The organism is Paraburkholderia monticola (assembly GCF_001580545.1).
Taxonomy (GTDB): Bacteria; Pseudomonadota; Gammaproteobacteria; order Burkholderiales; family Burkholderiaceae; genus Paraburkholderia; species Paraburkholderia monticola.
Genome location: NZ_LRBG01000004.1, coordinates 455856 through 471028, shown reverse-complemented (window position 1 = coordinate 471028; position 15173 = coordinate 455856). Strand labels below are relative to the sequence as shown.

The window sequence follows — 15173 nt, the reverse complement described above, 5'->3', positions numbered from 1 at the left end:
TGAAACGCTGGCTCGATCAGGCCTTCTTGTTATATGCGCTGCACCATCCCGTGGCCGCGACCTGCTTGCCGGCGAACATCGGACAGCCGCCGAAGGCGTCGCCCGCCTTGCCCTGGAAGAAACTGCAGTTGCTGCATTCCTGGCCAGCCGCGAATTTGGTGAATTTCGCCTTGTCGACCTTGCTCGCGTCCGCCTTGTAGCCAAGCGCCTGCGCGGTCGGATCGGTTTCGGAGACTTTCGGCGCGTCGGCGAACGCCTGGCGCGACAGCGCGAGTGTCGATGCCACACCGATGCTGGTGATCAAAAACGTACGACGGGAAGATCTCATGGGGACTCACTCCATTTCTATTGGAATCAACGCCGTTCTAATGACAGCGTCCGCCAAGCATAGCAACGAAGCCGCCGCCCGTGATGGTCCAAATGATAGAGATAAGCGGATCGGTACGGTGCCAATGCGAATCAGGTGCGATTTCAAGCGCGCCCGCTCAGTTCGCAGACCCGCTGCGCAATCGGCAACGATGCCGTCAACCCCGGCGACTCGATGCCGAACAGATTGACGAGCCCGCGCACCCCATGTGCGGCCGGCCCCTGGATCACGAAGTCCGCGGCGGGCTCGCCCGGCCCGGACAACTTCGGACGAATCCCCGCGTACGCGGGCTGCAACGCGTCATCGGGCAGCGCCGGCCAGTATGCGCGAATCGCCGCATAAAACGACTCCGCGCGACGCGGATCGACATCGTAATTGATCGCGTCGACCCATTCGACGTCGGGACCGAAGCGCGCCTGGCCGCCGAGGTCGATGGTCAGATGCACGCCGAGGCCGGCCTCGTTCGGCATCGGATAGATCAGGCGGCTGAACGGCGCGCGTCCCGAGATGCTGAAGTAATTGCCGCGCGCGAAATAAAGCGGCGGCACGTGCCGCGCGTCGAGTCCGCGAATCTTGCGGGCGAGCGCGTTCGCATACAAACCCGCGCTATTGATCACGCAGGCGGCGCTGATCGTGGTCGGCGCCGCGCCGCCGACCTTGATCGTGAAGCGGCCGTTGTGCGCTTCGATCGCCTCGACCGGCGCATGGAACGCGCACACTGCGCCGTCGCGCTCGGCATCGCCTTGCAACGCCAGCATGTACTGATGACTATCGACGATCCCCGTCTGCGGCGAAAACACCGCCTCCACGCACTCGAGCGCCGGTTCGAGCGCCTGCGCCTGATCGCCGGTGATGCGCATCAAGTCGAGCACCCCGTTGTCGCGGCCCTTGGCCATGATGCTTTCGAGCTGCGGAATCTGGTTGCGCGACGTCGCGACGAGCAGCTTGCCGCAACGCGAATGCGGCACGTTGCGCTCGGTGCAATAGTCGTACAGCATTTCGCGGCCGCGCACGCACAGCGCGGCTTTCAGCGAACCACGAGGATAGTAGATGCCTGCGTGAATCACTTCGCTATTGCGCGAACTCGTGCCCACCCCGATCGCCTCGGCGGCCTCCAGCACGATCACCTCGCGCCCGCGCGCCGCCAGCGCGCGCGCCGTCGCGAGGCCGATCACGCCGGCGCCGATTACTACACATTCGATCTGATCCATATCCGTTGACGCGGCGCATGGCGCCGCGCGCTGCCTCGTTCAGCCGATGGGAGAAGGACAGGAACGACAGGTCGCCGCCGCGTTCCGCTTGTTGTCGAACGCGTCTGTCCGCTGGGTCTGCTTATGTCTTTGTATCACCACCACGGAAAATTGTACGACCTGGTACAGACGAAAGCGCCATACAGCCATGCGCGCAGATCAGGCGATCGCGCCGCCCAATGGGCATGACCGCACGATCCTGATCAAAAACAGAAATAATTGCTGTGGCATTTAACGCACGTGCCGTATGAATTACCGACCTAAACCGCGTCGAGCACAGAAAACCGGGGTTTTGTGCAAGAAAACGGCCAAAAATCTCAAAATCCGATCGGTTTTCGTCGGTTTCCGTAATCGAGGCGGATATCGGCGGGTTCGATCCGATCGCGTCCCGCGATGCGCGCCGCGCCGAAGCCGTTCAGGATCGCACGGCGCATTTCGCGCGGCGACGCGCGCTTGAGCGCATCGAGCGTCGCGTCGCCGAGCGTCTCCGGAAAACGCAGCCCCCAGTTGTGCGCGCCGCGAATCTCGCCGTAGATCGACTGCGCGATGCGCCGCGCGCCCTCGTGGTCGGGCGGCGGGATCTCGTAGACGTTCATGCGATTCAGGATCGGCTCGGGGATCGCGCGTTCGTCGTTGGCGGTCGCGATCCAGATCACATTGCCCGCGTTGATCGGGATTTCGGCGAACTCGTCGATGAAGCTCTCGGCGGTGTCGTGCTCGAGCAGCGCGTACAGCGCGCCGAGCGGATCGTATTGCGAATCGCCGCTCGCCTTGTCGATTTCGTCGACGGCGATCACCGGGTTCGCGTAGCTGCCGTTCACGAGCGCATCGAACACCTTGCCCGGCTTCGCGTTCTTCCATTGCGACGACGCACCCGACAGAATCCAGCCCGCCGTCAGCGAGCTCATCGCGACGTATTGGTACGCGGTGCCGAGCAGGCGCGCCAGCTGCTTCGCGAAATGCGTCTTGCCGATGCCGGGCTCGCCGAGCAGCAGCAGCGGCATCAGTTCGAGCCGGTCCTCGGTTTCGAGGCACAGCGCGACCTGCTTGCGGATGTCGTCGAGCGGCGCTGAAAAATTGGGCAGCGCGTCGATCAGATCGTCGATCGACGGCATCCGGTTCGGCTTCACGCAGAAACGCAGATTGCCGGTTTTCAGCATCTTTTCGTAGGTCGCGCGCAGCGCCTCGTTCGCGCCCTCGCCGAGACCGTTCAGCGCGGTTTCGACCTCGTCGAGGTCGTACACCCGGCTGAACGAGGCCACGGAAATTTCCTGTTTGACCATTGCTGTTGTCATCGCTCACCCCGTCTGGCTGCTGCGGCGGCGCCTTGTGAGCGCCGGTACGAGTCCAGTGTAGCGACGACATAAACGCGTGCAAGCCAGCAGTCGTGCGGCTCTGCTGCTAATCCGCGCGGCTTCCCGCAGACGCCCGCGGCGCGTGCCTTCGTGACATTCCCATCCTTATCTGGAATGTATTGTTGCTGAACCAGGGTTCGTTGGCTGTGTCAGAAATCGTTGCGGCCATCGGGGTAAGATGGCTCTCTGATTGCTACGACGACCCAACCACGCGAACCCACGCGTGAGCGGAGATCCTTATGTGGAAAACCAGTATCGTGGCCATGCTGCTTGGCGTTTCGTTGCTCGCTCACGCGCAACTACAGCCGGCGCAGGTCGTGCAATGGCAGCTGCAGGTGATGAAAGACGGCCAGCAGATCGATTCGTTCGACGGCACCACGACCGTCGGCCAGGCGCGCACGGATACGCATCACCAGGTCGTGCAGCACGACGTCGGCTGCAAGGACCAGCCGGCCGGCAGCATCGACCTGTCGCGCACGATCACGGTGTCGCCGCTGCGCGTCGATCCGGAGGGCGTGATGTTTTCGATCGACACCCAGGCAACGCTCGAGGACGACAACGCGCAGCGCACCGACATCGGCTGCAAGCTGCCGCCGCAGCCGCGCCAGATCAGCGCGAGTCATCCGGGACTCGTGGTGCCACCTGATCAATGGGCAAGCTGGACGATCGTCGATCACAATCCCAACCTGGTGTACCGCGTCCATGCGAACGTCGTGAACGGCGCCGCGGACGGCGGCGGGACGAACGGCGGCATGAACGGCAGCACGAACGGCAATGGCGTCGCGACCGGCGGCAGCAAGCCGAACTGATGGGACCGGCGCACCCGACCGACGCCCTCAAACAGAACACGTGGATAACGCGGCATGCGAAACCCAGAAGAATTGATCCGTGAGAACCTCGCGCCGGACGATTTCGTCGCGGTCAGCTGGAACCTGCACAAGGGCCGCACGCCGCTCGGTTTTCAGGCCTGGCAGGCGATGCAGAGCTGGGTTCAATCGACCCACGCGGACGCGTACTTCCTGCAGGAAGCGATGGCGCGGCGCATGCCGTCGCCGGTATTGGCGAGCAGTTTCGGCGCACCGATGGACGATCCGCTGACCGACGTGTGGCACTGTCAGGCGACCGAGATCGCGCGCGCGCTCGAACTCGAAGTCGCGCTCGGCCCGAACGTGTTCAAACCGTCGTGGCGGCACGGCAATGCGATCCTGTCGCCGCATCCGCTCGATCTCGGCGGCCGCTGGGACATCTCCGCGCACCGCTTCGAAAAGCGTGGCTTGCTGGTCGCGCGCGCGACGTTCGGCGGACGGCTCGTCACGCTGCTGTGCGCGCATCTCGCGCTGACGCGCCCGGCGCGCTTGCGGCAGATGCACTGGATCGCGCACTGGATCGCCAAGGAAGCACCCGACGGTCCGCTCGTGCTGGCCGGCGATTTCAACGATTGGCGCAACGACTCGGTGCCGCTGTTTCGCGAGCATGGCTTGCAGGAAGTCGCGACGCTCCTCGGCGAACCGGCGCGCACGTTCCCGGCGTTCTCGCCGGCGCTGTCGCTCGACAAGATGTTCGTGCGCGGCATGCGGCCGGTCGAATGGATCCAGCCGACGCAGGAGACTGCGTGGCTGTCGGATCATTTGCCTTATATGGCGAAGTTGCGGCTGGAGTGATGCGGCGTCCAGCTCAACGTCGCTTCGATCTCTTCCCCCGGCTGCAGCACGCAGCCGCCCACCTGCTCGCGCGGGCCGACCGCGTTGAAGCAATCCGTCGTATTGGTGACCGGCTCCACGCATAGTTGCGGATCGTCGGCCGGCGCGAACACGACCATGTGATCGAACGGCGCATCGGCGCGCAGCGTCAGGCTGCGGTGCTCGTCGGGCCAGGCGATCGTCGCCACGCGCGACCAGTTCGCGAAGTTGTTGTCGAGGTCGAACGCGTCGGGCGACATGCCCGCGCGCAATGCATCGACGGCCGGATGCGGGCCGAGATGCGTCGGCAACACATCGGCGTCGGCGTGCCACATCGCCTGCACCTCGGCATGGATGCGCGTCGCCGCCGTGCGCGGATAGTACGGATGATGGCCCATGCCGAACGGCATCGGCCGCCCGGCGAGATTCTGTGCGGACAAGGTGATGTAGAGCGCGCCATCGCGCAGCTCGATGCGCTGCCGCGCGCGATAGCGAAACGGCCAGTCGCCGGGCACGCTCGCATCCGGCTCGTGCTCGAAGTGCAAGTCCACCGCGTTGCCGCTGCGCGCGCCGACGCGCCACGGATGCCGCCACGCATTGCCGTGCAGCGCATGCGCGAAACGCGGATCGTTGCCGGCGAGATCGATCGTCGCGCCGTCGAACTCGAAGCGCGCATCGCGAATCCGGTTGCAGTAGGGGAGCAACGGGAAGCTGGCCATGCGCAGCGGATCGCGCACGTCGAACGCTTCGGCCGCCGCCGGCCGCAGCCAGTGCAGCGGACCGTCGGGCGTGACTTCGTAGAACGCCGCCAGCGCGCCGCCGACCTCGGGCGCGAGCACCGCGCGCAACGCGCCGGCCGACAACGTGACGAGGCGCGCGGCGATGGCGGGATCGTCAAGCCACGCGAGTTGCGCCGCCGCTCGAGTCACGGGTTGTGCCTGGTCGGGCTGAACCGGATTCAGGGAAACGTCGCGCATGGTCAGACGAGGCGGAACCGCGAACGGAAAGCGGCATCAACGTGCATTCGTGTCTCCTTTGAAATGCCGCGCACTATGCGGCCGGCGGACTCCCTCAGTCCGCCCGAGCGAGAATCGCACGACACCGCACCTTCAGTCAATATTATTAGTAATAAATTGGCGAGAAAGGGACGGTAACGCACCAGAAACTCCGATCCCACATGGCGGGTTAGCGCGCGTTGCCGTGCACATATTATTAGTGGTACCGTCAGCAGCATGATGCCCTTGGCATCCCCCGCTTCAGCGCCGCCTCGCCGCGGCCCGCACAATGAAAAAATCGACTCAACGCCGCCCGACCATGACCGACATCGCCAAGCTCACCGGCGTGTCGCAATCCACCGTCTCGCTCGTGCTCAACAACGCGGCCGGCGCGAAATTCTCCGAGGCCACCCGCAACAAGGTGCTGAAGGCCGCGCACGATCTCGGCTACCGGCTGTCGCTGCGCGAGCCGGTCGCGGCATCGGGCGACGAGCGCAACCTGATCGTCTATCTGGCCGACGAAATCTCGACGAGCCCCCACCCGGTCGTCAACATCGACGGCGCGCGCGACGCCGCGTACGCGAGCGGCAAGATGCTCGCGGTCTACTCGACGCACGGCAACGCCGACATCGAAAAACAGGTGCTCGATACGGTCCTCACCAATCCGCACGTGTTCGGCGTGATCTACGCGACCGTCTACACGCGCAAGGTCGCGCCGCCGGCCGCGCTGTCGCAGGTACCGACCGTGCTGCTGAACTGCTACACCGGCGACAGCACGTTTTCGTCGGTGGTGCCCGCCGAAGTCGCGGGCGGCCATCTGGCGACCGAGTACCTGTTGCAGGCCGGCCACCGGCGCATCGGCTACATCAACGGCGAGCCGTGGCAGGACGCCGCGAAAGACCGTCTGAAGGGCTACCGCACCGCGCTCGCGACCGCCGACCTGCCGTTCGCGCCCGAGCTCGTGCGCGACGGCGACTGGAGCTCGGGTCTCGGCTTCGAGCTGACGCTCTCGCTGATGCGCGAAGCCAATCCTCCCACCGCGATCTTCTGCGCGAACGACCTGACCGCGATCGGCGCGATCGAAGCGCTCAAGCAGCTCGGCCTGCGCGTGCCCGAAGACGTGTCCGTGCTCGGCTACGACGACCAGGAAATCGCGCGCCACACCCATCCCCCGCTATCGACCGTGGTGCTGCCGAACTACGAGCTCGGCCGCTGGGCCGTCGAGACGCTGCTGCAGGAAGAGCACAACCGCGCGGCCGGCGCGCCGGTGCGCCATCGCACCGTCAAGCTCGACGGACCGCTGGTCGAACGCACCTCGGTCAGGGTAATTACCGAGGCGAAACCGGCGACAATTAATATTATTAGTGATTGACCGATAATAATTCCGAGTGGAATAATCGGCACGTCGGGTCGGGAAGGAAGCGCGTCGGAAGGTCATAGCCAACCGCGCGCCAGCTGGCGAAAAATTGCCTGCACCCCGGCAGGACAGAATCAATCCCGAGCAGCACAAAAAGCAAATACACCGTCACCGGTTACTGGAGGAAGACATGGCGTCGCTCAATACGCAGTCGCGCATGCACGCGCGCAAGCAGCAGATTCGTCCGCTGGCAGCTTCGCTGCTGGCTCTGGCAATCGGTGTCGGCGCGAACGTCGCGCACGCCGACGATGCATTGCCGAAATTGCCGACCAAGACCCCGCTGAAGGTCGGCTTCGCGCAGACCGAAAGCAACAACCCGTGGCGTCTCGCGGAAACGAAGAGCTTCAAGGACATCGCCGCGAAGTGCGGCTGGCAGGTCGTCATGACCGACGCCAACGGCTCCAACTCCAAGCAGGTCTCCGACATCCAAAGCATGATCGCGCAGCACGTCGATCTGCTCGTGTTCCCGCCCCGTGAAGAAAAGCCGCTCGCGCCGGTCGTGCTGCAGGCGAAGAAGGCCGGCATTCCGGTGATTCTCGTCGACCGCGACGTCGACCAGTCGGTCGCGAAGGCCGGCCGCGACTACATCACGTTCATCGGCTCGGACTTCATCGATCAGGGTCATCGCGCGGCCGACTGGCTCGTCAAGGCGACGGGCGGCAAGGCGAAGATCATCGAGCTCGAAGGCACGACGGGCGCGTCGGCCGCGAACGATCGCAAGAAGGGCTTCGACGAAGTCATCGCGAAGAACCCCGGCATGACGATCATCGCGTCGCAAAGCGGCGACTTCGCGCGCGACACCGGCCGCAAGGTGATGGAGACGCTGTTGCAGGCGCACCCGGACGTGACCGCCGTGTACGCGCACAACGACGAAATGGCGCTCGGCGCGATCGCCGCGATCAAGGCGGCCGGCAAGCAGCCGGGCAAGGACATCCAGATCGTCACGATCGACGGCACCAAGGGCGGCATGGACGCGATCGCCGCCGGCGAGCTCGGCGCGAGCGTGCAATCGAGCCCGTTCTTCGGCCCGCTCGCCTGCGACGTCGCCCAGCGCTATGCAAAGGGCGAAAAGATCCCGACGTGGGTCAAGGTGTCCGACCGCTTCTACGACAAGGAAAACGTGCAGCAAAGCATGCAGTACGGCTATTGATCGCAAGCATCGGGAAGCAACCGGGGGCAGCATGCCCTCGGGGATTCCCTTCGGCGTTGTAGCAGGAAGTCACCCGCTCTCCATGAATGTCTCCTCGTCGGGCGGGTGGTGGGAAGGCTTCGAAGCGACGCGCCCGTGACCGACGGACCGTCGCTTCGCTTTTATGCGGCGTAACATGGGCCGCGCGCGCTGCGGCGGACCCGCATCGCCAGCAACGGCGCTGGCGGCAATATCGGCAGCATCCGCATCAGGAGAACTCCCGTGACGGAATCTGGCAAAGCAACGCCACACTCCCCCCTTACCCGTTCGCCGCTGCTCGAGATGCAGGACATCGGCATCAGCTTCGGCGGCGTGCCCGCATTGCGCGGCGCGAATCTGAGCGTCGCGGCAGGCGAAGTGCACGCGCTGATCGGCCAGAACGGCGCCGGCAAATCGACGCTGATCAAGATCCTGACCGGCGCCTATCGGCGCGCTTCGGGCAGCGTGCGCTTCGAAGGCCGCGAAGTCGATTTCCGCACGCCGAAGCAGTCGCGTGAAGCGGGCATCAGCACGATCTACCAGGAGATCAACCTGGTGCCGTTCCGCTCGGTCGCGGAAAACATCTTTCTCGGGCGCGAGCCGCGTCGCTTCGGTCTGATCGACTGGCGCACGGTGCAGCAGCGCGCCGCCGCGCTGCTCGATTCGTTCGGCTTGCAGATCGACGTGAAGAAGCCGGTGGGCCGCTACTCGACCGCGATCCAGCAGATGGTGGCGCTCGCTCGCGCGGTGTCGTCCGACGCGAAGATGGTGATCATGGACGAATCGACCTCGTCGCTCGACGAGCGCGAAGTCGAACTGCTGTTCACCGTTGTGCGCAAGCTGCGCGACGACGGCCGCGCGGTGATCTTCGTCTCGCACCGGCTCGACGAGCTGTACGCGCTGTGCGATCGCGTGACCGTGATGCGCGACGGCCAGACGGTGGCGCAAAGCTCGATGGCCGAGATGGACAAGCTGCGGCTCGTCACGACGATGCTCGGCCGCTCGCTCGCCGCCGTCGTGCAGGACGACACGGCCACGCGCGAAGCGAATCTTGCGAAGCGCGGCAAGCAGGTGATCGGCGCGACGCAACTCGGCGCGCCGCCGAAGGTCAACGGCGTGTCGCTCGACGTGCACGCGGGCGAGGCGGTCGGCCTTGCCGGCCTGCTCGGCTCGGGCCGTACCGAAACGATGCGGCTGATGTTCGGCGCCGATCCGCTCGCACAAGGGTCGCTCTCGATCGGCGGCGAGACGGTTGCGTTGAAGTCACCGCAGGACGCGATCGCGCGTGGCCTCGCTTATCTGACCGAAGACCGCAAGGGCGAAGGCATCGTCCCCGAACTGTCGGTGCGCGACAACCTGACGCTCGTCTGTCTGCGCACGCTCGCGAAGAACGGCATCGTCGACGTGAAGAAGCAGCAGGCGATCGTCGATCGCTTCATCGCGTCGCTCGGCATCAAGCTGCGCTCGGCCGATCAGCCGATTCGCGAACTGTCGGGCGGCAACCAGCAGAAGGTGCTGCTCGCGCGCTGGCTCGCGGCCGAACCGTCGCTGCTGCTGCTCGACGAACCGACGCGCGGCATCGACGTCGGCGCGAAAGCCGACGTCGCGAAGATCGTGCGCGAGTTGCGCGACGCGGGGCTCGCGGTGCTGCTGTCCGCCTCCGAGCTCGAAGAGCTGACCGCGGTCGCCGATCGCGCGGTCGTGATCCGCGACGGCCGCACGGTCGCCGAGTTGAACGGCGCCGACATGAGCGAGACCGCGATCATGGATGCGATCGCCTACGGCAGCGAAGGCCCATCGGCGCTCGCTGAAGCCGCACAGTCGGCCCATATCGAAGACGCGTTGGAGGGCGACCGTCATGGCGCTTAAGCTGCATTCAGATTCGCTGCGCACGGACGCTTCGGGCGCCGCTGCTTCGGGCGCCGACACCACCATGATGCAATCCACCAATAACCCGCCCGCGCGGTCCGCGAGCACCATGCAGAAGTGGCGTCATCTCGCGATGCAGCGCGAAGTCATCGTGCTGCTCGCGATGGTGCTGTTCAACCTGATCTTCACGCCGCATTTCTGGTCCCTGCAGACCTTCAACGTGAACATGACGCAAGTCGTGACGATCGTGATCGTCGGCATCGGCATGACGCTGGTCGTGGCGACGGGCGGCATCGATCTGTCGGTGGGCGCATCGATGGCGATCTCCGGCGCGCTCGCACCGATGCTGTTCCTGAACATCGCAGGGCCGCTCGGCATCGCGCTCGCGTTCGTGCTACCGGTGCTCGCGGCGGCCGCGTGTGGGATGTTCAACGGCCTGCTCGTCACGCGCCTATCCGTACAACCGATCGTCGCGACGCTGGTGCTGTTCATCGCCGGACGCGGTATCGCGCAGGTCGTCACCGACGGCAGCCTGCAGGCGTTCAACACGCCGGCCTTCCAGTGGATCGCGCTCGGCAAGGTAGCGGGCGTGCCGTTCCAGGTGCTGCTGATGCTCGCGCTCGTCGGCGTATTCGTGTGGGTCGTGCGCAAGACGCTGTTCGGCCAGTATCTGCTGATCACCGGCGGCAACGAGAAAGCCGCGTATCTGTGCGGCGTGCCGACCGCCGCCGTGAAGATGCTCGCGTACACGCTGTGCGCGGCGCTCGCGGGCCTCGCCGGGCTGATCTCGATCTCGGTGAATTCGTCGTCGGACGCGAATGTCGTCGGGCTTGGCGTCGAGCTCGACGCGATCGCGGCGGTCGCGGTCGGCGGCACCGCGCTGACGGGCGGCAAGGCGTATATCGGCGGCACGCTGATCGGCGCGCTGATCATCCAGTTGCTGCGCTATACGCTGCTCGCGCACGGTATTCCCGATGCGGCCGCGCTCGTCGTGAAGGCCGGCATCATCGTCGCGGCGGTTTATGTGCAGCGGCGCTCACGCTGATTCTGGCGCTCATCTCATTCTCACGATCTGCGCGCAATCTTTCCGGACTCGCTGCGATGAAAAAGAATCTTCCCATCCTGCTCGCGCTCGCGGCGCTCGTCGTCTTTGGCCTCGTGCGCTATGAACACTTCGGCTCGGCGTACAACATCACGTCGTTCTGGCGCTACAACTCGATGTTCGCGCTGATCTCGATCGGCATGGCCTTCGTGATCATCACGGGCGGCATCGATCTGTCGGTCGGCACGGTCGCGGCGCTCGCGAGCGTGGTCGCCGCGTTGACGAGCGTCTACGGCGGCTGGGTCGCGGTGCTCGCGGGCTGCGCGGCCGGACTCGCGGTCGGCGTGCTGAACGGCATCATCATCACGCGGCTCAAGATCCTGCCGTTCATCGTGACGCTCGCGACCAGCCTCGGCGCGCATGGCGTCGCGCTGCTGCTCGGCAAGAACGATGCGGTGTCGATCGCGGCCGATTCGAACTTCGGCAACTTCGGTCAGGGCGACCTGTTCGGGCTGCCGATTCCGGGACTCGTCGCGCTCGCCGCCGCCGTGGCGGGCTGGCTCGCGCTGCGCAGCACGCGCTTCGGGCGGCACTCGCTCGCGATTGGCGGCAGCGAAGAAGCGGCACGTCTGATGGGTCTGAACGTCGACCGCACGCTGGTCATGGCCTATGCGGTCAGCGGTCTGCTCGCCGGCATGGCCGGTGTGATCCTCGCCGCGCAGTTCGGCGCGGGGCAGCCGAACGAAGGCGTCGGCTGGGAGCTGTTCGCGATTTCGGCGGTCGTGCTGGGTGGCACGCTGCTGACCGGCGGCGAGGGTTCCGTCGCGATGACGATCGCCGGCGTGCTGCTGCTCGGACTCGTGTTCAATCTGCTGAACTTCGAGAACGGGCTCGGGTTCATCAGCCTGTCGGCGTACTGGCAGTCGGTGATTCGCGGGGTGTTCCTGCTGCTCGTGATCGTGCTGCAGGCGCGCGTCTTGAAGCAGCGCGGAAAGAAGCGGGTGGCGGCTGCATGAGCAGGCGGCACCCGCTATTCGAACGTCACCAAATCCGTCGGACAGTTTTTCCTTCTGTAACTGGGGCTTGCGCCGACGATCGCCGCCCCAGATCCCCGTCTGTGTACCAATAGACTCACCGCCGAACCCTGTGAACGCGCCGCCCAGCCGGCGCGTCACGTTCGCGGTTATTGACTGTCCGAACGCAATGTCCAGACCGTCGCCGTATTCGTGTTGTCGTCTACCGCGGTGAACTGCTGGTGGCGCTTGCTATCGAGACCGAATGCGAGACCAAACGCCGAGCCCGCCGTAGAGTCGACCTGCAATTGCGCGACGAACTGCCCGTCAACGGTGAACTCGACGATTTCGCTCGGATGGTTGGGGTCGGGGTTGACGGCGTCGCCGTTGGCGGTAACGAGATGCCCATTGGGCGCCAGGGCCAGCGCAAGCGGGCCGTGGAGATGTTTGTTGTCCTGGTAAATCATCCGGCCGACTCCACCATCACGACTCGCGCCGGCAGCGCCATAGATCGCGAACACTGCGTTGTCACCGGTCGAGGCGACGTAAAGCACGTCATGCGATGGGTCGTAAGCGAGCCCCGTCGGGCCGACCACGAGTGCCTGTGGATCGGTGCGGTGCAGGTAGCCCGACGCGATGATGGTCGAGCTCGGCAGCATCTGCACGCCATCCTCGCCGATGGCAAGATCGATGCGCGCGACCTTGCCGTTCAACACATCCGAAACGAAGACCCTGACGAATTGGCCCCCGTCGATCACGGTGAGGTCCCAGGGGCCATCGAGCAGCTTCGGATCGACCAGTTGCTTGACGAGGCCGCCCTGCGGATTGATGACGAGCAGCGAGCCCGGCGGCACGACGTTCTTGCCATCCGTCGTCGGCACATTGCCCACCAGCACGAAGCCGCTTCTCAGGACGGCGAGCGCCGTCGTGAGACCGAGATTTTGTCCCTGGAAGAACGTCACCGGGTTGCTAGTGGCCACGAGCTTGACGATCGTCGTGCCGGTTCCCTGCAGATTCGACTTCGCGTTGAAATTCGACACCACCACATCGCCAGGTTTGAGCGTGCTCCAGGACGGCACGCCGAACGGCACGAACGCCATTCCGTACGGATTGACATCGCCGTTGGTCGGAACAGTCGATGAGGTCACCGAATTTGGCGGCAGGATCACCTCCTGGGCCCAGGCGCCGACGCTACCCAACGCTAAGGCCAGCAGCACCGCACGACACATCGCCCGACGCACGAAGCGCGACGTGTGTGCCCGTACCACCTGGCCATTGAAGCGACTGTATGAATCGAATGCAGACATCGCACGAGGAGAATCCATTTGACACCTCCGCTCGCAGAGACGGCCGAAGCCGTCAGGACGAGTCGCGCAGCCCATCGCACCGCATTGCTTCGCGCGACTCGCGTGCTGCGTAAACGACACAAGCGTCGGTGTATTCCCCAAAAATTCGCGTCGCACGAACGATATCGGACGACTTGCCTTCCCATGGGCGTCACGAGGGTTGCGCCCCATTTGCCAGTTTTGTCAGCAGGGTCAATGCTGCAGCGCACGCCACCTTTCGGTATCATCTCAAAATTGTTGCCCGCGCAGCGTATCGCTTTTGCGCTTGTCGGACAGCCAATGGCAGCCGCCCCGCGCGGCATTCGCTGAATCGCCGTACCCCGCTGAAGCACGGCCGCACTCACGCCAACGTATCTCCCGACGCCAGCAAGCCGGCGCCGCCGTGTCCTGGTCTGGCAACCCGCTTCACCACGTTCGACCGCCGCGCCGCGACCCCGCCCCGCCGGGCAAGGTAAAATAGCGGATTGCGCGTGGGTCCCGACCACGGATCAGCGCAGCATCGCCCTTGCCGTGCCGGCCGGCTCAGACGACTGGCCGCCTTTGTTTTCGCACTATCCAAGAAGCCATGAGCAACCTGAATTCACAAACCGTCCTGAGCGTCCATCACTGGACCGATACGCTTTTCAGCTTCACCTGCACGCGCGATCCGTCGTTCCGCTTCGAAAACGGCCAGTTCACGATGGTGGGCCTGCAGGTCGAGGGCAAGCCGCTGCTGCGCGCATACAGTCTCGCCAGTGCGAACTACGAAGAGCACCTCGAATTCCTGAGCATCAAGGTGCAGGACGGCCCGCTCACCTCGCGCCTGCAGCATCTGAAGGTCGGCGACGAAGTGCTGATCGGCAAGAAGCCGGTCGGCACGCTGGTGGCCGACAACCTGCTGCCGGGCAAGACGCTGTGGCTGCTGTCCACCGGCACGGGCCTCGCGCCGTTCATGTCGATCATCAAGGATCCGGACATTTACGACCGCTACGAGCGCGTGGTCCTCACGCACACCTGCCGTTTCGTCGACGAACTCGCGTACAAGGAATACATCACCGACCACCTGCCGGCGCATGAACACCTCGGCGAGCTCGTGCAGGAAAAGCTGCTGTACTACCCGACCGTCACGCGCGAAGCGTTCCAGAACCGCGGCCGCATCACCGAGCTGATCGAAACCGAAAAGCTGTTCGCCGACCTCGGCGTGCCGGGTTTCTCGCTCGAGAACGACCGCGTCATGCTGTGCGGCAGCCCGCACATGCTGCGCGACACGCGCAAGCTGCTCGAAGACGCGGGCTTCAAGGAAGGCAGCAACAACGAGCCGGGTCATTACGTGGTCGAAAAGGCCTTCGTCGGCTAAGCCGGCAGTCCCACTCCGCGGCCCATGCGCCGCGATTCCACGAAAAGGAGCCTCCGGGCTCCTTTTTTGTTGCCTGTTACAAATGCGCGGCCGTTACACCACCTTCGCTGTCAGAATTCCTCCGACAAGACGAGCATGCGCAATACATAATGTAATCTATGAAAACTCTGCGCTAACCCTTGGTGTCACTGCATTTTTCATTTTTTTACGATATCATCGCGCCGCAAGATCAGACGAAATTTCGCACCTGTCGCGGTCGGCCCGACTTGTTACTGAATGTAAATTTCGTTACGTTAGACCGTTCGTGTTCCGCCCGTCGCACGGGTTGCTCGAGGC

The 15173-nt window shown here is 64.6% G+C and carries 13 protein-coding genes; 8 read left to right on the top strand and 5 right to left on the bottom strand.

Translation table 11 applies throughout. The features are described 5' to 3' along the window. Positions 1-16 precede the first annotated feature (16 nt). The 3 genes from CI15_RS06985 to CI15_RS06975 form a co-directional block, all read right to left on the bottom strand. Positions 17-328, bottom strand: a complete 312-nt coding sequence (locus CI15_RS06985; protein WP_062125548.1) for a high-potential iron-sulfur protein — start codon at positions 326-328, stop codon at positions 17-19. Positions 329-471: 143 nt separating this feature from the next. Beyond that, complete coding sequence (locus CI15_RS06980; RefSeq protein ID WP_062125546.1) at positions 472-1578, bottom strand: NAD(P)/FAD-dependent oxidoreductase; 1107 nt, start codon at positions 1576-1578, stop codon at positions 472-474. A 356-nt stretch (positions 1579-1934) separates the two neighbouring features. Continuing rightward, positions 1935-2912, bottom strand: a complete 978-nt coding sequence (locus CI15_RS06975; RefSeq protein WP_062125539.1) for an AAA family ATPase — start codon at positions 2910-2912, stop codon at positions 1935-1937. A gap of 299 nt (positions 2913-3211) precedes the next feature. Between CI15_RS06975 and CI15_RS06970 the strand changes: the two genes are divergently transcribed. Both CI15_RS06970 and CI15_RS06965 read left to right on the top strand, forming a co-directional pair. After that, positions 3212-3781: a hypothetical protein gene (locus CI15_RS06970; protein ID WP_062125536.1), complete on the top strand. Its 570-nt coding sequence runs from the start codon at positions 3212-3214 to the stop codon at positions 3779-3781. A 54-nt stretch (positions 3782-3835) separates the two neighbouring features. Then, positions 3836-4633, top strand: a complete 798-nt coding sequence (locus CI15_RS06965; protein ID WP_062125534.1) for an endonuclease/exonuclease/phosphatase family protein — start codon at positions 3836-3838, stop codon at positions 4631-4633. Here the strand turns inward: CI15_RS06965 and CI15_RS06960 are convergent. Then, positions 4606-5628, bottom strand: coding sequence for an aldose 1-epimerase (locus tag CI15_RS06960; RefSeq protein ID WP_062125533.1), 1023 nt, complete (start codon positions 5626-5628; stop codon positions 4606-4608). The two genes, CI15_RS06965 and CI15_RS06960, sit on opposite strands and share 28 nt — an antisense overlap. Positions 5629-5965: 337 nt before the next feature. On the opposite strand from CI15_RS06960, the gene CI15_RS06955 reads away from it, so the two are divergent. The 5 genes from CI15_RS06955 to CI15_RS06935 all read left to right on the top strand — a co-directional run bounded on the left by CI15_RS06955 (position 5966) and on the right by CI15_RS06935 (position 12158). Then, on the top strand, positions 5966-7018 hold the full coding sequence (locus tag CI15_RS06955) for a LacI family DNA-binding transcriptional regulator (RefSeq protein WP_062125531.1): 1053 nt from the start codon (positions 5966-5968) through the stop codon (positions 7016-7018). A gap of 175 nt (positions 7019-7193) precedes the next feature. Further along, positions 7194-8213, top strand: a complete 1020-nt coding sequence (locus tag CI15_RS06950; protein WP_062125529.1) for an ABC transporter substrate-binding protein — start codon at positions 7194-7196, stop codon at positions 8211-8213. A gap of 321 nt (positions 8214-8534) precedes the next feature. Continuing rightward, positions 8535-10100 carry a sugar ABC transporter ATP-binding protein gene (locus CI15_RS06945; RefSeq protein ID WP_241495816.1) on the top strand — a complete coding sequence of 522 codons (1566 nt, stop codon included), beginning with the start codon at positions 8535-8537 and terminating at the stop codon, positions 10098-10100. Then, a complete protein-coding gene (locus CI15_RS06940) occupies positions 10090-11145 on the top strand; it encodes an ABC transporter permease (RefSeq protein ID WP_174543206.1) in 1056 nt (351 codons plus the stop codon). Before CI15_RS06945 ends, CI15_RS06940 begins: the two co-directional genes overlap by 11 nt. A gap of 56 nt (positions 11146-11201) precedes the next feature. Then, on the top strand, positions 11202-12158 hold the full coding sequence (locus CI15_RS06935; RefSeq protein ID WP_062125524.1) for an ABC transporter permease: 957 nt from the start codon (positions 11202-11204) through the stop codon (positions 12156-12158). A 167-nt stretch (positions 12159-12325) separates the two neighbouring features. Here CI15_RS06935 and CI15_RS06930 read toward each other — a convergent pair whose 3' ends face one another. Continuing rightward, a complete protein-coding gene (locus CI15_RS06930; RefSeq protein WP_174543211.1) occupies positions 12326-13480 on the bottom strand; it encodes an NHL repeat-containing protein in 1155 nt (384 codons plus the stop codon). A 586-nt stretch (positions 13481-14066) separates the two neighbouring features. Here CI15_RS06930 and CI15_RS06925 point away from each other — a divergent pair. Then, positions 14067-14837: a ferredoxin--NADP reductase gene (locus CI15_RS06925; protein WP_062125522.1), complete on the top strand. Its 771-nt coding sequence runs from the start codon at positions 14067-14069 to the stop codon at positions 14835-14837. Positions 14838-15173 lie beyond the last annotated feature (336 nt).